Here is a 20,356-nt window from a genome sequence, read left to right as displayed (position 1 = left end):
GTATGGCTGACGGCCGAGCCCGATCGCCTGCCCGCCGACGCCGGGCGTGCGTGGCAGGAGGCGCGCTCGGCCGGCGTGGCGCTGCAGGCCGTGGCCGAGTCCGCCTGCCATGGCGGCCTGCCGCCGTTTCCGCCGCAGACTTGCGCGCTGGTCGACGGTTTGTTCGGCATTGGCCTGAATCGCGCCGCCGATGGCTTCACCGCGCAGTGGATCGCGCACCTGGCCGAGTCCCGGCTGCCGGTGTTCGCGCTCGACATCCCGAGCGGGCTGTTCGCCGACACCGGCGCCGGCGCGCCGGCGGTGCGCGCCTTGCGCACCCTCACCTTCATCGGCGCCAAGCCGGGCCTGCTGACGCTCGACGGGCGCGATTGCGCGGGCGAGGTCGATATCGCCCCGCTCGGGCTGTTCTACCCGCCGGCCCAGCCAGCCTGCGCCACGGTGAACGTGCCGGCGTCATTTGCCGCGGCGCTGCCCGCGCGGCGCCATGGCACCAACAAGGGCACGTTCGGCTCGCTGGCCGTGGTCGGCGGCGGCATCGGCATGACCGGCGCGCCGCTGCTTGGCGCGCGTGCCGCGCAGCACCTGGGCGCCGGGCGCGTGCACATCGCCTTCCTGGCGCAGCCCGCGCCGCTGCTCGACCTCGTGCATCCGGAGCTGATGCTGCACCCGATCGCGGATATCGAGCTGACCGCCATGTCCGCGCTGGTGATCGGCCCGGGCATGGGCACCGGCACCGCGGCGCGCAAGCAGCTGGCGCAGTTGCTGCATGCCAGCGCGGGCGCCACCGAGCCGCCCGCGCTGGTGCTCGATGCCGATGCGCTGAACCTGCTGGCCGCGGATCCCGCGCTTGCCGCCATGCTTGCCGGCGGGCCGCCGGTGCGCGTGATGACGCCGCATCCACTCGAAGCCGCGCGCCTGTCCGGCATCAGCGTGGCCGAGATCCAGCGCGACCGCCTGGCGGCGGCGCGCTCGCTCGCGGCCCAATGGCAGGCCGTGGTCGTGCTCAAGGGCTCGGGCACGGTGATCGCGTCGCCGCCGGATGCCGGCGCCAGCGTGTCACTGTCGATCAATCCCACCGGCAACGCCGGGCTGGCCACCGCCGGCACCGGCGACGTGCTGGCCGGCATGATCGGCGCGCTATTGGCCCAGGGCATGCCGGCGCTGCAGGCCGCGCAGGCCGCGGTCTGGCTGCACGGGCGCGCCGCCGACCACCTGGTGGCGCAGGGCACCGGCCCCGCGGGCCTGACCGCAAGCGAGCTCTACCTGCCGGTGCGCGACCTGTTCAATGCCCTGCTGCGGGCGCAGCGAGCATGAACAAGGCCACCGATGGCAGCACCCGCCTGCAGGCGGCCAACGCCTCGCCGGCACGGCGCCAGCTGCTCACCGGCGTTGCCCTGCTGGTGCTCGGCCAATGGATCCTCAGCCTGCTGGACGCCAGCAGCAAGACGCTGACCCAGCAGGGCCTGCCGGTGGTGGGCGTGGCCTGGGTACGTTATGTGGGCCATGTGGTCGCCATTTTCCTGCTGCTGGGGCCGGCGCGCTTCCGCCAGCAATGGCGCCACATGAAACCGGGCCTGCAGTGGATGCGCGGGGGGATGATGCTGGTCTCGACGCTGGTGTTCTTCAGCGTGCTCAAGCTGATGCCGCTGGCCGAGGCCACGGCGCTGAATTTCTGCGCGCCGCTGTTCGTGGTGGCGTTGTCGCCCTGGCTGCTGGGCGAGCGCCCGAGCGCACATGCGCGCGTCAGCCGCTGGAGCGGCGTGGCCATCGGCTTCGTCGGCATGCTGATCGTGGTGCGCCCGGGCGGGGAGCTGAGCGGGGCCGGCATTGCGCTGGGCTTGTTGTCGGCACTGGTGTTCGCGCTGATGCAGATGCTGACGCGGCGCATTGCCGCGCATGACGCACCCATGACCACCTTGATCCAGAGCGGTGTGACCGGCGCGGCCCTGACCACCCTGCTGGTGCCCTTCTTCTGGTTCGAAGCGGCACCCACGCCCCTGCAAGCCGTGCTCCTGCTGAGCACCGGCATCACCGGCTCGATTGGCCACTATTTTGTGATTCGCGCGTTCCAATACGCCGACGCGTCATTTCTCAGCCCCTTCCTCTACCTGCAGATCCTGTCGGCGACGACCATCGGCTACCTGGCGTTCGGCCAGCTGCCGGACTGGATCACCGCGCTCGGCGTGGCGGTGATCTGCGTGGGTGGCCTGTGCGTGGCGGGGGGCGAGTCGGCGCTGCGGGCGGTCGCGCGCCGGCTTGGGCGGGCGGGCTGATGGTGGTGCCATGTTCCAGGTGTCAGAACACCGCCGATACCTGGCGCGAACGCACCCTGTTATTGTTGCCTTTATTGGCATGAATGCCATGTATTGCCGCCAAATCCTGAAGCTGGGCGTGCGGTCGCGTTATACTCGAACTGCCCGCGACCGCCGGTCCGGAAATGCCCGACTTCAGCTTGAAACGGTCAGTCCCGACTGCCCTCGCTGACCTTGCTTTCCTTAGAGAATCCCGCACGCATGCCCACAGACCTCCACGCCTGGCACTCTCTTTTGCAACACCATGACGCCATTCGCGAAACGCCAATGCGCGAGTGGTTTGCCGCCGGCTCCGCAGAACAACGCGTCGAGCAGTTCTCGCTGGAAGCCGCAGGCCTGTACCTCGATTACTCCAAGAACCGCATCACGCCGCAGACCATGGCATTGCTGATGCAACTGGCGGATGAAGCCGGCGTGCCGAAGCGCCGCGATGCCATGTTTGCCGGTGACCACATCAACGCCACCGAGGACCGCGCGGTCCTGCACATCGCGCTGCGCGCCGGCGCCGGCGCGACGTTCAAGGTGGACGGCAAGCCCGTCATGCCCGCCATCCACGCCGTGCTGGACCGCATGCGCGTGTTCTCGGAGCGCGTGCGCAGCGGCGACTGGACCGGCGCCACCGGCAAGCGCATCACCGACGTCATCAACATCGGCATCGGCGGCTCGGACCTGGGCCCGCGCATGGTGTGCCGCGCGCTCTCGCACCTGGCCGGCAACGGCCCGCGCATGCATTTCGTCTCCAACGTGGACGGCACCGAACTGGCCGAGTGCCTGGACCGGCTCGACCCCGAGCAGACCCTGGTGATCGTCTGCTCCAAGACCTTCACCACGCTCGAGACCATGGCCAACGCCTGCAGCGCGCGCCAGTGGTTCCTCGACAAAGGCGTGGCCCAGGACCAGCTGGCCAGCCATTTTGCCGCGGTGTCGACCAATGTGGAGGCGGTGCGCGCCTTCGGCATCGACCCGGCGCACATGTTCGAATTCTGGGACTGGATCGGCGGGCGTTTCTCGCTGTGGTCCTCGGTCGGGCTGTCGATCGCGCTGGCGGTAGGCTTCGATGCGTTTGAGGACCTGCTGATCGGTGGCCGCGCCATGGACGAGCATTTCAGCAGCGCGCCGCTGGCGCAGAACATGCCGGTGGTGCTGGGCATGCTCGGTATCTGGTACCGCAACTTCTTCGGCATGCCGACCAGTTGCATGGCGCCGTACTCCACCTCGCTCGAATTGTTCCCCGCCTTCCTGCAGCAACTGGAAATGGAGAGCAACGGCAAATCGGTGCAGTTGGACGGCCGCCACGTGCGCGCCCATACCGCGCCGGTAGTCTGGGGCTCCGCCGGGACCAACGGCCAGCACGCCTATTTCCAGCTGATCCACCAGGGCTCGCAGATCGTGCCGGTGGATTTCGTGGCGCCGCTGCGCCCGCCGCGCCTGCTGCCCGGCCATCACGCCAAGCTGCTCGCCAATTGCTTTGCCCAGGCCGAGGCACTGATGCTCGGGCGCACGGCCGAGGAGCTGCGCGCCACCGGCCTGACCGACGAGACCCGTATCGCCCACATGGTGTTCGAGGGCAACCGGCCGAGCAATACGCTGTTGATGCAAGACATCACGCCGCACACGCTCGGCGCACTGATCGCGCTTTACGAGCACCGCACCTTCGTGCAAGGCGTGGTCTGGAACATCAACTCGTTCGACCAATGGGGCGTGGAGCTCGGCAAGATCCTGGCCAAGCCGATCGAGGGCGAGCTGACCGATGCGGCCAAAGCGGCGGCCGGGCAGCACGATGCCTCGACTGGCAGCCTGATTGCGCGCGCGCGCACGGTGCTCGGCAGCGCCTGACGGAAACTGTCTTAAACCGGCGCGGTCATCCACTCGTCGCTGGCAACGCGGCCGGCGTCGATGGTCAGGATGCGCCCGCAGCGGGCCGCCACGGAGCGATCGTGCGTGACCAGCACCAGGGTGGAACCGGCATCGCGGTTCAGCTCGAACATCAGCGCAATCACGGCCTCGCCGGTGGCCGTATCCAGGCTGCCGGTGGGCTCGTCGGCAAAGAGGATATCGGGGCGGGCCACAAAGGCCCGCGCCAGCGCCACACGCTGCTGCTCGCCACCGGAGAGCGTGCGCGGATAGTGGGAAAGGCGCCCGCTCAGCCCCACGCGGGCCAGCATGTCGGCGGCGCGCTCGCGCACGCCGGCGGTTTCTCCACGCAGCTCCAGCGGCAGCATGACGTTTTCCAGGGCGCTCAGGTGCCCGACCAGCTGGAACGACTGGAACACAAAGCCCACATGGCGCCCGCGCTGGGCTGCCCGCTGGTCTTCGTCGAGCTGGAACAGGTCCTGCCCGTTGAGCTTGACGGTGCCCGTGGTGGGCAGGTCCAGGCCTGCCAGCAAGCCCAGCAGGGTTGACTTGCCCGAGCCGGATGCGCCGACAATGGCCAGCGTTTCGCCGGGCGAGACGGAAAACGACACATCGTGCAAAATCGTCAGCGAACCTGTCGTGTCGGCTACGGTCTTTCCTAATGACTCGACTGCAAGAATGGATGAAGACATGAGCAAGAAGTTCTGGTGCGGTTGGCGAAAACTGGCGCTGGCGGTGTGCGTGACTACGCTGTTGCCGGCTGCGGCCTCGATGGCGCGTGCGGCAACGCCCGTGATCCTGGTGCTGGGCGACAGCCTGTCCGCGGAGTATGGCCTGGCCCGCGATGCTGGCTGGGTCAAGCTGATGGAGGCCCGGCTGCGGGCGGAGCGTTTCGATTATAACGTCGTGAATGCCAGCATCAGCGGCGAGACCACGGTGGGCGGCAAGACGCGCCTGCCCGACCTGCTGACGCGGCACCATCCGGCGCTGGTCATCGTGGAACTTGGCGCCAACGATGCCTTGCGCGGCCTGCCCCTGCAGACCACCGAGGCCAACCTGCGCAGCATCGTCACCAGCGCGCAGCAAGCCAAGGCCGGCGTGCTGCTGGTGGGCATGCGGATCCCGCCCAATTACGGGCCTGACTACACCGAGCGATTCTTCTCGCTCTACCCCAAGCTGGCTGGCGAGTACAAGGTCCCGCTGGTGCCCTTCCTGCTGGAGCAGGTGGTCGCCAAGCCCGAGTGGTTCCAGGCGGACCGCATCCATCCCACGGCGCAGGCGCAGGGCACGCTGCTCGATACCGTCTGGCCGCAGCTCAAGCCCTTGCTGAAGGTGCCGGCGGCGGCCAGCACAGCCGGGCGCTGAGCGCGCGCGACGTGCCGCGCCGCGTGTGACGCGGACAAAGAAAAAGCCGCCAGAAGGCGCCTCAGACTGCTGACAAAGCCGGATCTGCGATGCTTGTTCACCATCCGTGCTGTTTCACTGTAAATTCAACTGCTTAACGTCAAAGTCAAAGGCAGTTTCACCTCCCCTGCGGGGAGGCGACCTACTTTCTTGTCTCGCCAAGAAAGTAGGCAAAGAAGACGACCCGGATGGGGCGAAAGACTCCTCGCCCCATAACGGGAGATGAAAACCTTGACGGCTCGCTTCGCATCGCGCGTGGGTGATTTCCGCCTAGGGGCAGAAATCACGGCTACACCGAATGGCTCACTATTCCCGCCGGTTTGCTCCCCTCGCCCCCTGAGGGGAGGGAGCAAACAGCCGTCGTCATGGCGCTCGGCTTTGGCCCGTATGGTGGCTTCGGCTAGTGCCTCAGCTTTGTAAGAAAGAAAAAGGCGCCCGAAGGCGCCTTTTTCCTTGTGGCTGCGAGCAGCAGCTTTACTGCGCGCCAGCGCCGCTGGCAGCGCCGGCTTCCGTGGTGGTGGCGGGCTTGAGCAGCTTCACCTTGGCACGGTCCTTCAGGCTTTCGTAGAAGGCTTCCAGCTGGCTCTGGCCGACCATCTGGCCGAGTTGCTGTGCCTCGCCCTGGCGTTGCGCGGCGTCTGCCTGCGCAGGCTGGCTGACCTTGCCGATGCGATAGATCGCGTAGCCGTCGGTGCCCAGATCCACGCCAACATAGGCGGGCAGCTTGGCGGTGTCGGCACGCATCACGGTTTCGACTGCCTTCGGCGGCAGGCCATCGGCCTTGGCGCGCGAGACCGTCACCACGGCGCCGAAGCCTTCGGCGCCGCCGCTCTTCTTCAGCGCTTCGAGACGCTCCGCACCTGCCTTGGCGGCGAGCTCGGCTGCCTGCTGCGCGATATAGCCTTCACGCACCTTGGCCTGCACGTCCTCGAACTTGCGCACGGTGGCCGGGCGGTAGTCGACGATGCGCGCCGCCACCAGCGTGGTGGGGCCAACCTGCACGGCCTCGGTGTTGCGCTTGTTCTTGACGGACTCGTCGCTGAACAGGGCCTTGAGCAGCTTCTCGTTGTTGAGCGGGCTTTGCGCGCCCAGGGCCGGGTTCGGCTGGCGGGTCACGTTGTCGGCGCCCTGGATCGTCAGCTTGAACTTGTCGGCGGCCGGCTTGAGGCTGTCGGACTGTTCGTAGACCGAATTGCCGAAAGCATCCGCCAGTTCGGCGTACTTCTTGGCGGCGAGTTGCTTGCGCAGCTCCACTTCCAGCTCGGTACGGACCTGCTCAAGCGGCTTGGTCTCGGCCGGCTTGATGCCGGTGAGCTTGATGATGTGATAACCGTAGTCGGTCTCGACCACGTCGCTGATCTGACCATCCTTGAGCGCGTACATCGCGTCTTCAAACGGCTTGACCAGCGCGCCACGGCCCATGAAGCCGAGGTCGCCGCCCTTCTCCGCCGAGCCCGGGTCCTGCGACTGCTTGCGGGCCACGTCGGCAAACGTCTCGGGATGCTTGCGCAGGTCCTCGAGCAGCTTGGTGGCCTTTTCCTTGGCGGCCTGGCGCTCGGCTGCCGGGGCTTCCTTGGGCGAGCCGATCAGGATGTGGCTGGCGCGGCGCTGCTCGTCGGTGCGAAAGCGCGCGATGTTGCTGTCGTAGTAGGACTTGAGTTCTTCGGGCGTGACCGGCGTCGAGGCGGCCAGCGCGTCGGCGGAGAGCACCAGGTACTCGACCTTGGCTTGCTCGGGCACCGAGAACTGTGCCTTGTGGCTTTCGTAGTACGCCTTCAGCGCAGCGTCATCCGGAGTGACCTTGACGGCGAAATCGGCCGGCTTGACCTGCAGCGCCTGCACGTCGCGCAGCTGGTCGCGAATGGCGATCAGCCGGTCCAGCAGAGCCTTCGGCACGAAGGCGGTAGCGCCAACCGAGGTACCGAGTTGCTGGGTAGCCAGGTCGAAGCGCATGCGCGCGTCGAACTGCTCGGGCGTCATGCCTTGCTGGGCCAGCAGGTCAATGTAGGCCTTGTCGTCGATCGTGCCGTCTTTCTTCTTCGGCAACTGGGCGATGGCGGGAATGCTGCTGATCGTCTCGAGCAGGCGTTCGTTGGAAACGGTCAGGTGCTTCTTGGCCACCTCATTCGCCACCACGCGCTGCATGATCAGCTGGTCGAGCACCTGCTGGCGTGCCTGCGCGCCTTCGAACTGGCGCGGGTCGTAGTTCGTGCCAAGCATCTGGCGCATGCGCTCGCTCTGGTCACGCACCACGTTATCCACTTCTTGCGCCGTGATAGCGCGGCCGTCGACCTTGGCAAGGTCATGCGAGCTATCCATGAAACGCGAGTAGCTCTCCACGCCGAAGAACACGAACGACGGGAAGACAAGCACCAGCAGCAGCAAAAGCATCAAGCGCCGGTTGTTGCGTACGAAATCAAGCATGCTGACTCAGGAAAAGGGTTGTACGAACGCCAAACTACGGGATTCTATCAGGAGCGGCAGGCTTCACGCGATTTGCTACCCTGCGGCGCAATTGGCGAGCCATTTCTGCCCTTGCGGGGCGGGTGGTCCGGGGCACTGCGAGCCGGAGCCGGTTTAATCAAAAGCGCGGAGCGAAAGATGTGAGTGCAAAAAGCAAAACGGGCCACTAAGGGCCCGTTTTGCTGACTGCTTGTTTGGCGGAGTGGACGGGACTCGAACCCGCGACCCCCGGCGTGACAGGCCGGTATTCTAACCAACTGAACTACCACTCCTGAATGGGTGCTACAGGATGCATTGCGTGCCTGGCTTGTCTTGCGGCAGGAGCGATGGTGGGTGCTGAGGGGCTCGAACCCCCGACCTACGCCTTGTAAGGGCGCCGCTCTACCAACTGAGCTAAGCACCCGCTCGTACCGCAGCCGCACTGCATGCTGCAAGCATCGCCGCGCACATATCAGAGTAATTACTGCTGTTTGCGTTGCGAGGGCGCAAGTGTAATACAGCCCTTGGCGTTTTGCCAAGTATTCTTCGCAGCCATTTTTAACCGCCTGCAAAAGCACCTGCGAGCACCTGCGCCCTGCGCAATGTGCGCCCGGCATGGAAAAACGCCGCGGGGGACACCCGCGGCGTTTTTCATCGGCTGCCAGGACACTACGGCAGCATCGGCGATGACATCCGATCAGTGATGAATCATCTCGACCGGGGCAGCACCCTTGTCCGCCACATCGGCAGGCTTGGCCACTTCTTCCGCCAGCGGCTCGGGCTTGCGCTCGAGCGCGAGTTCCAGGACCTTGTCGATCCAGCGCACCGGGATGATCTCGATGGCGTTCTTGACGTTATCCGGGATCTCCGCGAGATCCTTCACGTTCTCTTCGGGGATCAGCACCAGCTTGATACCGCCGCGATGCGCCGCGAGCAGCTTCTCCTTGAGGCCGCCGATCGGCAGGACTTCACCGCGCAGCGTGATCTCACCGGTCATGGCCACGTCAGCGCGCACCGGGATACCCGTGAGCACCGACACCAGCGCCGTGGTCATCGCCCCGCCGGCCGAAGGACCATCCTTGGGGGTGGCGCCTTCGGGCACGTGGATGTGGATGTCGCGCTTCTCGAACATCTCGTCCGCAATACCCAGACGACGTGCCCGCGAGCGCACCACCGAGCGCGCTGCCTCGACCGATTCCTTCATCACGTCGCCCAGCGAACCGGTGCGGGTGATGTTGCCCTTGCCCGGCATGATCGCGGCTTCGATGGTCAGCAGGTCGCCGCCCACTTCCGTCCACGCCAGACCGGTGACCTGGCCAACCTGGTTTTCCTTGCCGGCCAGGCCGAAGTCGTACTTGCGCACGCCAAGGAATTTGTCCAGGTTTTCCGACGCCACCTTGACCGTGCCCGATTCCTTCTTGAGCAGCAGCAGCTTGACCACCTTGCGGGCGATCTTCGAGACTTCACGCTCGAGCGATCGCACGCCCGCTTCCCGCGTGTAGTAGCGAATGATGTCGCGCAGGGCTTCTTCGCTGACTTCGATCTCGCCGACCTTCAGACCATTGTTCTTGATCTGCTTGGGCAGCAGGTAGCGCTGGGCGATGTTGACCTTCTCCTCCTCGGTGTAACCCGACAAGCGGATCACTTCCATCCGGTCCAGCAGCGGCGGCGGAATATTGAGCGAGTTGGAGGTCGCCACGAACATCACATCGGACAGGTCGAAATCGACCTCGATGTAATGGTCCTGGAACGTGTGGTTCTGTTCCGGATCCAGCACTTCGAGCAAGGCCGACGACGGATCGCCGCGGAAATCCATGCCCATCTTGTCGATCTCGTCGAGCAGGAAGAGCGGATTGCGCACGCCGACCTTGGCCAGGCTTTGCAGGATCTTGCCGGGCATCGAGCCGATGTACGTGCGACGGTGGCCACGGATCTCGGCTTCGTCGCGCACGCCACCCAGCGCCATGCGCACGAACTTGCGGTTCGTGGCGCGCGCCACCGACTGGCCGAGCGAGGTCTTGCCCACGCCGGGGGGGCCTACCAGGCACAGGATCGGTGCCTTCAGCTTATCCACGCGCTGTTGCACTGCGAGATACTCGAGAATGCGTTCCTTCACCTTCTCAAGGCCGTAGTGGTCTTCGTCCAGCACGCGCTCGGCATTGGCGAGGTCGTTGTTGACCTTGCTCTTCTTGCGCCACGGCAGGTTGACCAGCGTGTCGATGTAGTTGCGCACGACGGTGGCTTCGGCCGACATCGGCGACATGAGCTTGAGCTTCTTGAATTCGGCGTCGGCCTTCTTCTTGGCTTCCTTCGGCATGCGCGCAGCCTTGATGCGCTTGTCGAGTTCTTCCAGGTCGGCGCCCTCTTCGCCTTCGCCCAGTTCCTTCTGGATCGCCTTGACCTGCTCGTTGAGGTAGTACTCGCGCTGGCTCTTCTCCATCTGGCGCTTGACGCGGCCACGGATGCGCTTTTCCACCTGCAGGATGTCGATCTCGCCCTCGAGCTGCGACAGCAGGCTCTCCAGGCGTTCCGTGACGTTGACCATCTCCAGGATCTTCTGCTTCTGCTCGAGCTTGATCGGCAGATGCGCGCCGATGGTGTCGGCCAGGCGACCCGGCTCGTCGATGCCCGACAGCGAGGTCAGGATCTCGGGCGGGATCTTCTTGTTCAGCTTTACGTACTGGTCGAACTGCGACACGATGGCGCGGCGCAGCGCCTCCGTCTCGGCGGTCTCGACCGGACCCGGCGGCACGGGCACGGCTTCGCACATGAAGTGCGATTCGTCTTCGCTCACTTCGCGGATATTCGCGCGCTGCGTGCCTTCCACCAGCACCTTGACGGTGCCGTCGGGCAGCTTGAGCATTTGCAGGATGTTGGCGATGCAGCCTACCTCATAGAGGTCGTCGGCGGTCGGCTCATCCTTGGCCGCCGTTTTCTGGGCCACAAGCATGATGCTTTTGCCCGCCTCCATCGCAGTTTCTAGCGCCTTGATGGACTTCGGACGTCCCACGAATAGTGGGATCACCATGTGCGGAAACACCACCACGTCGCGCAGCGGCAACAGTGGCAAGTGAATCGGCTCAGCCGGGAGGAGTTGTGTTCCGGACATCATTTTCCCCAGTCAGTCATTTAGGCGTAAATTGGGTCTCATGAATCGATTGCAAGACAAGCTTTGCACGCGATTCGATGCTAGTCGCAAAATGCTGCTCCCCGCACTTGCAAGACCCGTCCAAACAGCATACCCCCGTTTCCTCTCCTTCGTTTTACGAAAATGAAGAAAAAAAGCCGCTCGCTTTTCGCGAACGGCCTCTCAGGACTCGCTGCCGGCCTGGCATCGTCATAAGCGCCGGCGTTCGCGTCAGTTCGAACCAGCCACCTTAGGCTGTTCCTCGTACATCAGCAACGGCGGAGCGTCCCCGGTGATGGTGTTCTCATCGATCACCACCTTTTGCACGCCCTTGTAGTTAGGCAGGTCGTACATCACATCCATCAGCGATTGTTCGAGGATCGAACGCAGGCCACGTGCACCGGTCTTGCGGCGGATTGCCTTGCGGGCAATCGCGGACAGCGCGGCCGGGCGGATTTCCAGCTCAACGCCTTCCATCGCCAGCAGCTTCTGGTACTGCTTGATGAGCGCGTTCTTCGGCTCGACCAGGATCTGCATCAGCGCGGCTTCGTCCAGCTTGGCCAGCGTAGCCACTACCGGGAGGCGGCCGATCAGTTCCGGGATCAACCCGAACTTGATCAGGTCTTCCGGCTCGACCTGCGGCAGCACTTCGCTGGCCTCGCGCTCTTCCTTGCTCTGCACCTGCGCGGCAAAACCGATGCCGGTCTTGTCCGAACGCTGCATGATGACCTTCTCGAGGCCATCAAACGCACCGCCGCAGATAAACAGGATGTTGGTGGTATCCACCTGCAGGAAGTCCTGGTTCGGGTGCTTGCGGCCGCCTTGCGGGGGCACCGAAGCCATGGTGCCTTCGACCAGCTTGAGCAGTGCCTGCTGCACGCCTTCACCGGAGACATCGCGGGTGATGGACGGGTTGTCGGATTTGCGCGAGATCTTGTCGATCTCATCGATGTAGACGATGCCGCGCTGTGCCTTTTCCACCTCGTAGTTGCAGTTCTGCAGCAACTTCTGAATGATGTTTTCCACGTCCTCGCCGACATAGCCGGCTTCGGTCAGCGTGGTGGCATCGGCGATCACGAACGGCACGTTGAGCAGCCGCGCCAGCGTTTGCGCCAGCAGCGTCTTGCCCGAACCGGTGGGGCCGATCAGCAGGATGTTGCTCTTGGACAACTCGACGTCGTCCTTCTTGCCGAGGTGCTTCAGGCGCTTGTAGTGGTTGTACACCGCTACGGCCAGGATCTTCTTGGCCTGCTCCTGCCCGATCACGTACTGATCCAGGCTTTCGCGGATCTCGTGCGGGGTGGGGAGATCGGACTTGGCCGTGGCTCCCGCGTCCTTGTCGGATGCGGCTGCCTCGTCGCGGATGATCTCGTTGCACAGGTCGATGCATTCGTCGCAAATGAACACCGACGGGCCCGCGATGAGCTTCTTTACCTCGTGCTGGCTCTTGCCGCAGAACGAGCAGTAAAGGAGCTTCTCGCTGGATGAACCTTTTTTATCCGCCATAGGAATCAGTCACATTAGCAGTGTGCGTGCCGCAGTGCCAAGGCGCTGCGGGGATACGCTTCAAACGCATCATACGCCAAAAAATTTGGCGCGGCGGGTAGGACCCCCACGCTGTGGGGCAAAAGCAAAAACGAGGCACAAGGCCTCGTTTCTGTATAGCCTTCTTCATTCCGGGGCCGGCCCACGACACCCGGAGGCATCGTCGAGCGGCACCTGCCCGGCCCGCCGTGCTGGCAGCCAGGCCGGCCTGTCAGCTACGGCGAGCGAGCACCTTGTCGATCAGGCCGTAGTCCACTGCCTGTTCGCCGCTCATGAAGTTGTCGCGATCGGTATCGCGGGCAATCTTCTCGACCGGCTGGCCGGTGACTTCCGACAGGATCGTGTTGAGCCGCTCGCGCAGGTACAGAATCTCGCGGGCCTGGATCTCGATGTCCGAGGCCTGGCCGCGCGCGCCGCCCAGCGGCTGGTGGATCATGATGCGCGAGTTGGGCAGCGCCGAACGCTTGCCCTTGGCGCCGGCAGACAGCAGGAATGCACCCATGCTGGCAGCCATGCCCATGCACAGCGTGGCCACGTCCGGCTTGACGAACTGCATGGTGTCGTAGATGGCGAGGCCAGCCGACACCGAGCCACCCGGCGAGTTGATGTAGAGCGAGATGTCCTTGTCGGGATTCTCGCTTTCCAGGAACAGCAACTGGGCGACCACCAGGTTAGCGGTCTGGTCGTTGACTTCGCCGACCATGAAAATCAAACGCTCCTTCAACAGGCGCGAATAGATGTCATAGGCGCGCTCGCCCCGACCGGACTGCTCAACCACCATCGGCACCAGCCCCAGTCCCTGCGTTTCCAGGGCGGAGGCCTGCGTGGTGGCCAGACGGTCAAGCAAATCATTGCGGGTCATGCAAGTTCTCCTGGAGTTCGGTAAGAGACAAGGCTGCGGCCGGCGCGCCATGCGCCCCGGCCACGGGCCAGGCTCAGGCCTGCTGAGGCTGGTTGTTGCCTTCGGCAGTCAGTTCCTCGAAGGACACCGTCTTGTCGGTGACCTTGGCCTTGTCGCACACGAAATTTACCACGTTGTTTTCAAGCACGTAGGCCTCCATCTCGGCCAGGCGCTGTTGGTCACCGTAGTACCAGCGCATGACTTCCTTCGGGTCTTCGTAGCTCTTGGCGAAGTCTTCGATCTCGGCCTTGATCTGGTCTGCCTTGGCGTCCAGGCCGTGGGCCTTGACGATCTCGGCCAGGATCAGGCCCAGCTTGACGCGGCGCTCAGCTTGCTGCGTGAACATTTCGGCCGGGATGGGCATGTCCTTGGCGTTCGGCATGCCGCGTTGTTCCAGGTCGCGACGGGCCATTTCCACCAGGCGCTCCTGATCTTGCTCGATCAGGGCCTTCGGCACTTCCAGCTCGCTCGCCTTGAGCAGCGCGTCCATGACCTGGTCCTTCAGCATGGCGTGCGTACGGCGCTTGACTTCGCGCTCCAGGTTTTCGCGGATGTCGGCGCGCATCTTGTCGACGTTGCCGTCGGCGACGCCCAGCGACTTGGCGAACTCGTCGTTGACTTCCGGCAGGTGCGCCCACTCGATCTTCTTCAGCGTGACGGTGAATTCGGCAGTCTTGCCGGCCACGTCCTTGCCGTGATAGTCCTCGGGGAACGCCAGCGGGAAGGTCTTGCTCTCGCCAACCTTCAGGCCCAGTGCAGCTTGCTCGAACTCGGGCAGCATGCGGCCTTCGCCCAGCACGAAGCCGAAGTCGTCAGCCTTGCCACCGGGGAATTCCACGCCGTCGATCTTGCCAACGAAGTCCAGGGTCACGCGGTCGCCATTCTGGGCGGCCACTTCCGCACCGCCGTCGCCGTGCTCGCCGGCTTCGCCACGGGTGTGGTAGTGCACGCGCTGCTTGCGCAGGATGTCGATGGTCTTGTCGACTTCGGCATCGGTGATTTCGGTCTTGGTACGGGTCACTTCGGCGCCAGCCAGGTCACCCAGCTTGACTTCCGGATAGACCTCGAAGGTTGCGTCGAAGGCCACTTCGTCTTCGCTCACGCCGTCGGTCTTGACTTCGAACTTCGGCTGGCCGGCGACCTTCACGTCTTGTTCTTTGGTGATGTCGAAGAACTTGCGGGCAGCCTTGTCGAAGCGCACTTCGAACTCGACTTGCTGGCCGTACTGCTTCTCGACCATCTTCATCGGTACCTTGCCGGGACGGAAACCGGACATCTTCACCGTCTTCGACAGGCGAACCAGACGTTCCAGCTTTTCCTTTTCGACTTCGGCCTTGGGAATGGCCAGGGTCACCTTGCGGTCCAGTTTGCCAAGGTTTTCAATGACATTCGACATGGTCGTTGATCCAATCCAGAGTGTTGTTGTGTTCGTGAGCGCACCCCGCTCGCGTGCCCGAGAAGACACAGGCAAAGCGACGGCAAATGCCGATACCCGGCACGCGAACCCGCGCAAACCGAATCGGACGCAGGACACGCGCAAGAAAATGGCGTTTCCAGAGCATCCGCAGGCGCAGGTCCACGCAAACGGAAAACGGGGATTATCGCACGGTTTTCATTCGGTTCCGGCAGTTTTTACCCGGGAACCGGCTCGGCGGGCACATCGCCGCTTTCACCGCCAGCGTCGCCTGCACCGCTCGCCACCTGCCCCTGGCGCAAGGCACGCACCAGCAGCCGCGCCGGATCGATGGCCTCGGCCAGCTCGAGTTCGAGCGGCAATGGCTCCCCTTCGATCTGGCTGGCCAGCAATTCCGCCCCCAATGCGGCCCATGTGAGGCCGCGCGAGCCATATGCAAGTGCCGCGTACAGCCCCGGCAGGCGAGGGATATCCCTTAGGCGCGCCCCGCTGAGCGCGGCGGCGTCCCGCGCCGCCTGGGCCTCGTCGGCCACGCGGCCGATCAGCGGCAGGCGGTTGTGCGAGACGCTGCGCACGCCAACGTAGCCTGTGAGCGTTGCCGGATCCAGGCTGGCGGCCGCGCCGGCAAGCGCGGGCAGCAAAGCGGCCAGCCGGGCGAGGTTCTCGGCGTGCACTTCAGGGCGCTCGTCCAGCGCGCCGGCATCCTGCCCATCCGGCTCGTAGCTGGAGCCGATGCGCGCGGTGCCGTCCGCCGCGCGCGGCAGCAGGTAGCCAGTGCCGGTGACCACGCAATCGGGCCATTCGCCAAGGCGTGCCAGCGCCGCCGGCTCCAGCGTGGTGAGCTGGCCGCGCACCCGGTCGATCGTCATATGGCGCAGCGCAAGCAAGCGCAGCGCTTCGTGCGCGTTGGCCACCACCACCACCGGCGCTGCGGCCAGCACCGCGCCCGCCTCGTCCAGCGCCTGCCAGCCATCCGCGACACGCGCCAGCCGTGCCACCCGGCTGCCATAGCGCGCCGTTACCGCCGCCGCGGCCTGCGCCAGCTGCGCGCGGCAGATCTCGGGCGGCGGCGCCCAGCCGCCCTGCCCAAACCACAGCCCGCCGTGGGGTACCGGCGCGCCATGCCGGCTGGCGGCTTCCTCGGCGCTCATCCAGCGCGCGAACGCCTCCGGAAAGCCCAAGGCGGCGAGAGCCGCCTGCTGGATGCCCGCGTCCTCCTCGCCCGCGCCGGTCTGCAGCACGCCGCAGCCCTGCCAGCCGGGCGCATGTCCCGCCGCCGCCAGCGCCGCCCAGGTCCGCAGGGACTGCAGGTTGCCGGCCCGCGACAAGCGCGACAGGACACTGTCATCCGAGGACAAATGCGGATGCATGGCGGCGGCGCGGTGGGCCGAGGTCAACTGCGCCGGGCCCTCGTGGGCATCGAACAACGTCACGCGCCAGCCACGCGCGGCCAGCCGCTCGGTGACCGCGCAGCCGGCCAGGCCAGCGCCGATGACGATCGCGTGCCGCTCGGGCCAGGCCGCGGCACACGGCGGCGGCTGCCGCCGCGTGCCGCGCATGACAGGAAAGCGCGCCACGGTCATCGGCGGCGCGCCGCCAGATCCTGGGGCCGAACCGACCGCGAAGCCGGCTGCTTGCAAACCCCGCTGGAAGGCGCTGTCCGCCACATGTGTGGCCAGCGTGGCCTCCGGGCGCGCCAGCCGGGCCAGGCGCTTCATCAGTTGCGGCTGCCACATATCGGGATTGCGCGCCGGCGAAAAGCCGTCCAGGTAGAAGGCATCCGCACCCAGCACCAGCCGCGGCAGCACGGCATCGAAATCGCCAAACGCCAGCGTCAGCACGACCGCCCCGCCCTCGAATTCCAGCCGGTGCAGGCCGGGCAACGCCGGCGGCCACGCGGCCCTCAGCTCGGCGGCCAGCGGCGCGAGCGCCGCCTGAGCGCCAAGGCTGGCATGCATCGCGGCAAGCCCCGCGCTGGTAAACGGATGCTTCTCCACCGACACGAAATGGAGCCGCCGGCAACGCCTGGGATCGTCTCGCCATGCCTGCCAGGTTGCCAGGAAGTTCAACCCGAGCCCAAAACCGGCCTCCAGGATCACGAACTGCTCGCGCCCGCCCCAGGCCTGCGGCAAGCCGCAGCCGGCCAGGAAGACTTGACGGGCCCTCTCCAGGCCATCCGCGTTACCGTGGTAGACCTCGTCGTAGCGCGGCGAGTAGGGCGAGCCTGAAGCGGAAAAAGCGGGCTCGGCGGGTTCTAAGGCGCGGAATATGGACAAGGGGACAAGGGGACAAAGGTCCGCAGATTGGGAAATGCGGGGGCGCGTCAGACGCGAAATGCGTTGGGACTGGAAGATGGCGAAGGCGCTCGCAATCGCAATCGCCAGCAATCGCCCGCCAGGCGCGCCCTGCGGCATGCCGCCGGCCCGCCCCAAAGCCCGGCGATGGTAGCATAGCGCCCTGTGCCGCCGGCCCCCCAGGCCGGCACCCGCACGCCCCGCACGCCCTTTTCCCGCCTCGCCATGCTCAGCTACCGTCACGCCTTCCACGCCGGCAACCACGCCGATGTTCTCAAACACGCCATCGTGGTCCAGTTGCTGGAGCAGTTGAGCCAGAAAGACAAGCCCTTCTGGTACATCGACACGCACGCCGGCGCCGGGCTGTACGCGCTCGATCACGCCTACGCGCAGAAAAAAGGCGAGTTCGAGACCGGCATCGCCCGGCTGTGGCAGGCCGCCGCCGCCAAGCGGCCCATGCCGACGCTGGTCGAGGATTACCTGGAACAGGTACGCACGCTGAACCCGGACGGCAACCTGAAGCACTACCCTGGCTCGCCCTGGCTTGCCTGGCAGATGCTGCGGGACGCGGACCGCCTGCGCCTGTTCGAGATGCACAGCACGGAAATCCAGGTGCTGCGCGATAACTTCCGTGGCGCCGGCCGCCGCGTCATGCTGTACGACGGCGACGGCTTTACCGGCATCAACGCCATCCTGCCCCCGCCGCCGCGCCGCGCGCTGGTGCTGATCGATCCATCTTACGAAGACAAGCAGGACTACGGCCGCGTGGTGCGCAGCCTGCAGGATTGCCTGCAGCGCTTTGCCACCGGCATGTACGCAATCTGGTATCCCGAGGTGCAGCGCCGCGAATCCGTGCAGTTGCCGGTGCAGCTGAAAAAGCTGCCGCTCAAGAGCTGGCTGCACGTCACCCTGCGCGTCAAGCACCCGGTCGCCGGCGGGCTGGGCCTGCACGGCAGCGGCATGTTCATCGTCAATCCGCCGTGGCGCCTGAAGGAAACCCTGGAGGCAGCCATGCCCGCCCTGGTGACGATGCTGCGCCAGGACGACGGCGCCGGCTTCACGCTGGAAGCGCAGGAAAGCTGATCCTCGCGCCGGTTGGCGGACAGGATGGCAGCGGAACCCGCACCGCTGCCCCGCCGCGCACGGCAAAGGCATCGTGACAGGCGAGCGCCTGTCACGATCGAAATTGCTAGGCGATCGAACCGCCGTCAGGAGATGGTGTACCTGTTCTGCCGGCTGCGGGAATAGAGCCCGCGCGCGAGTTCCAGGATGTGGTCGCGATGGCGGTCGAATGCCTCCAGCACAGCGGGCTCGTCCGGGCGTAGTTCGGGGCTGAGGTTGGAGAGTACCGCGCGGTCGACCTCGAAGGAGATTTCACGCGAACTGTCGTAGCCCCAGAAACATACGCAATGCCTGGATGGGTCGTAACTCCGGCTGGGATTGGGGAAATTGAGTGCCATATCTGCATCGTAGTCCGATTCGCGCCCCTCCGTACGGTATAGAAGGCGTGGCAGCCGTATTTGTGCCGGATTCAGCAGCCAGCTCCCCAGCAAGTCTGGAGAGGACCGCTTTCCCTTGTCATTTCACCCACCTGCGGCGTCGCTTTTTGCTGACCGGACATGACGCGACATATGCACTGGGAAGACCAGATCTAAGCATCTTCTACTTCGCCCGCGAACGGCTAGACCGTACGATTCCCGAAACATGCACGGCGGCACGTCCACCGTGGTCCGGGACAGGACGGCAACCATAAAGCCGGCCGCCGGAAATCATCACAAGGGTCAAGGGGTCATATGGAAAGCTTGCGCGGAGCCAGAAACGGGTGGGTGCCTGACGTCGAGGTGACGGACAGGGGCATCTGGAAAAACACCATCGCCGCAGCCAGCCACGCGCTGGAAACCGTCGCGCTCATCGAGCACGGTGTTGGCATGACATTAAAGCTGCAGCGCAAGGTCCGCGCGCTGCGCGAGCGATTGCACGCAACGCAAACCGAGCTCGACCGCTACCGCGACATGCACGCCGCCGCCATGCAGGCGTTGCGGCAGGCCGAGGCGACACCGCCCGAAGACACCGGGCGGCTGCGCGCCGAAGCCGAAGCCCTGCAGATGCGCAACCGAGCCTACAAGCTGCTGGTCGAGCATTACGCGCGGGCCGGCATTCCCATCGATCTGGCCGTCTTCGCCAGGCAGCGCCGCCAAGTCCTCCAGCACATCCTGTTCCAGCAACGCCGCGGAGTCGCCCCGGCGCAGATCAGCGTCGACGATATCGCGTTCCTGCTGCGCTGATCCCATCGCCGGGGCGAAAGAGATTCCGTCGTCCATTGCGACAATCGCGGGCCAGCCGGAGTCGCTTACACCGGCTGCGCATTCAAAGGCCCGTGCAGTTCGCGGGCTTTTTTTTGCGCCGGCGGGCGGGCTCAATGTAGCTATTGACGAACATGGCACGTGCAAATGATAATACGTCGCATTTGCAACCATTCGCAGCCGCGCGCACGCCATGCCGTCACATCCCTCGCGCGCGTTCGGCTTGTTCGCCTACTACGAAGAACTGGTCGGCACCTGGACTCGCAAGCTCGCCAATCGCTTTGATGCCGAGGACCTGACCCAGGACGCGCTGCTCAAGGTGCTGGAGCGCAAAGGCAGCCCGCCCGAACATCCCCGCGCCTACCTGCACCAGACCGCCCGCCACCTTGCCATTGACGCCTACCGGCGCGAGGGCGGCCGGCAAGCGCTCCCGCTTGACAGCATCGACGCGCATCACGCAAGCTCCGGCGATCCCGAAGCCGCGCTCCACGCGGTTCAGCTCGCCAACGCGCTCGAGCAGGCGCTGGCGGAACTGCCGCTCACATGCCGTCAGGTCTTTGTCTGGCAACGCCTTGAGGGGCTCTCCCAGCAAGAGATCGCCGAGCGCCTTCAGGTCTCCAGGAACATGGTCGAGAAGCACATGATCCGTACGATGCGCCATCTGCGCGACCGGCTCGGCCCGCAAGCACCCCATTGAGTACCGCGCCTTGATCCAGGCTCCAGCCCCCTCCTCCTTGCCCCCAACCCTGCTTGGGGCGGC

The 20,356-nt window shown here is 65.3% G+C and carries 15 protein-coding genes and 2 tRNA genes; 7 read left to right on the top strand and 10 right to left on the bottom strand.

Going from position 1 to position 20,356, the window contains the following annotated elements; genetic code table 11:
- The 3 genes from ACGLHR_RS35990 to pgi all read left to right on the top strand — a co-directional run.
- Positions 1–1,314 (top strand): NAD(P)H-hydrate dehydratase (locus ACGLHR_RS35990; RefSeq protein ID WP_400099919.1); only part of this gene is annotated, 1,314 nt, incomplete at its 5' end.
- Positions 1,311–2,273 (top strand): DMT family transporter, encoded by a 963-nt coding sequence (locus ACGLHR_RS35985; protein WP_400099917.1) that lies wholly within the window; start codon positions 1,311–1,313, stop codon positions 2,271–2,273. The genes ACGLHR_RS35990 and ACGLHR_RS35985, both read left to right, overlap by 4 nt.
- Positions 2,274–2,513: 240 nt before the next feature.
- Complete coding sequence (pgi, locus tag ACGLHR_RS35980) at positions 2,514–4,148, top strand: glucose-6-phosphate isomerase (protein WP_400099915.1); 1,635 nt, start codon at positions 2,514–2,516, stop codon at positions 4,146–4,148.
- 11 nt (positions 4,149–4,159) lie between these two features.
- Here the strand turns inward: pgi and ACGLHR_RS35975 are convergent, their stop codons facing one another.
- Entirely contained in the window at positions 4,160–4,858 is a 699-nt protein-coding gene (locus ACGLHR_RS35975; RefSeq protein WP_267602271.1) for an ABC transporter ATP-binding protein, read from the bottom strand.
- On the opposite strand from ACGLHR_RS35975, the gene ACGLHR_RS35970 reads away from it, so the two are divergent.
- The gene (locus ACGLHR_RS35970; RefSeq protein WP_400099913.1) at positions 4,857–5,531 is read left to right on the top strand and encodes an arylesterase; all 675 of its coding nucleotides are present in this window, start codon (positions 4,857–4,859) and stop codon (positions 5,529–5,531) included. The two genes, ACGLHR_RS35975 and ACGLHR_RS35970, sit on opposite strands and share 2 nt — an antisense overlap.
- Positions 5,532–6,044: 513 nt before the next feature.
- Here the strand turns inward: ACGLHR_RS35970 and ACGLHR_RS35965 are convergent.
- The 8 genes from ACGLHR_RS35965 to mnmC all read right to left on the bottom strand — a co-directional run bounded on the left by ACGLHR_RS35965 (position 6,045) and on the right by mnmC (position 17,269).
- Positions 6,045–7,994 carry a SurA N-terminal domain-containing protein gene (locus ACGLHR_RS35965; protein ID WP_400099911.1) on the bottom strand — a complete coding sequence of 650 codons (1,950 nt, stop codon included), beginning with the start codon at positions 7,992–7,994 and terminating at the stop codon, positions 6,045–6,047.
- Between the two features lie 234 nt (positions 7,995–8,228).
- Positions 8,229–8,305 (bottom strand) — tRNA-Asp (locus ACGLHR_RS35960).
- 55 nt (positions 8,306–8,360) lie between these two features.
- Positions 8,361–8,436: transfer RNA gene (locus ACGLHR_RS35955), tRNA-Val, on the bottom strand.
- Between the two features lie 273 nt (positions 8,437–8,709).
- Positions 8,710–11,121 (bottom strand): endopeptidase La, encoded by a 2,412-nt coding sequence (gene lon, locus ACGLHR_RS35950; protein WP_400099925.1) that lies wholly within the window; start codon positions 11,119–11,121, stop codon positions 8,710–8,712.
- Positions 11,122–11,370: 249 nt separating this feature from the next.
- A complete protein-coding gene (clpX, locus tag ACGLHR_RS35945) occupies positions 11,371–12,645 on the bottom strand; it encodes an ATP-dependent Clp protease ATP-binding subunit ClpX (RefSeq protein ID WP_043345921.1) in 1,275 nt (424 codons plus the stop codon).
- A 250-nt stretch (positions 12,646–12,895) separates the two neighbouring features.
- On the bottom strand, positions 12,896–13,546 hold the full coding sequence (clpP, locus tag ACGLHR_RS35940) for an ATP-dependent Clp endopeptidase proteolytic subunit ClpP (protein ID WP_017224974.1): 651 nt from the start codon (positions 13,544–13,546) through the stop codon (positions 12,896–12,898).
- Between the two features lie 73 nt (positions 13,547–13,619).
- Complete coding sequence (tig, locus tag ACGLHR_RS35935; RefSeq protein ID WP_318233302.1) at positions 13,620–14,981, bottom strand: trigger factor; 1,362 nt, start codon at positions 14,979–14,981, stop codon at positions 13,620–13,622.
- Between the two features lie 236 nt (positions 14,982–15,217).
- Positions 15,218–17,269, bottom strand: a complete 2,052-nt coding sequence (gene mnmC, locus ACGLHR_RS35930; RefSeq protein ID WP_400099923.1) for a bifunctional tRNA (5-methylaminomethyl-2-thiouridine)(34)-methyltransferase MnmD/FAD-dependent 5-carboxymethylaminomethyl-2-thiouridine(34) oxidoreductase MnmC — start codon at positions 17,267–17,269, stop codon at positions 15,218–15,220.
- Positions 17,270–17,518: 249 nt separating this feature from the next.
- Between mnmC and ACGLHR_RS35925 the strand changes: the two genes are divergently transcribed.
- On the top strand, positions 17,519–18,376 hold the full coding sequence (locus ACGLHR_RS35925) for a 23S rRNA (adenine(2030)-N(6))-methyltransferase RlmJ (protein WP_043345913.1): 858 nt from the start codon (positions 17,519–17,521) through the stop codon (positions 18,374–18,376).
- Positions 18,377–18,501: 125 nt separating this feature from the next.
- Here ACGLHR_RS35925 and ACGLHR_RS35920 read toward each other — a convergent pair whose 3' ends face one another.
- Positions 18,502–18,753: a DUF1488 domain-containing protein gene (locus ACGLHR_RS35920; protein ID WP_043345911.1), complete on the bottom strand. Its 252-nt coding sequence runs from the start codon at positions 18,751–18,753 to the stop codon at positions 18,502–18,504.
- A 333-nt stretch (positions 18,754–19,086) separates the two neighbouring features.
- Between ACGLHR_RS35920 and ACGLHR_RS35915 the strand changes: the two genes are divergently transcribed.
- The gene (locus ACGLHR_RS35915) at positions 19,087–19,578 is read left to right on the top strand and encodes a hypothetical protein (RefSeq protein ID WP_400099908.1); all 492 of its coding nucleotides are present in this window, start codon (positions 19,087–19,089) and stop codon (positions 19,576–19,578) included.
- 211 nt (positions 19,579–19,789) lie between these two features.
- The gene (locus ACGLHR_RS35910; RefSeq protein WP_318233305.1) at positions 19,790–20,293 is read left to right on the top strand and encodes a sigma-70 family RNA polymerase sigma factor; all 504 of its coding nucleotides are present in this window, start codon (positions 19,790–19,792) and stop codon (positions 20,291–20,293) included.
- Positions 20,294–20,356 lie beyond the last annotated feature (63 nt).

It is taken from the genome of Cupriavidus sp. CuC1 (genome assembly GCF_044627735.1).
Taxonomy (GTDB): Bacteria; Pseudomonadota; Gammaproteobacteria; order Burkholderiales; family Burkholderiaceae; genus Cupriavidus; species Cupriavidus ulmosensis.
Note: the sequence above shows the minus strand (reverse complement) of the source record. Positions and strands in the feature narration are given on the sequence as shown.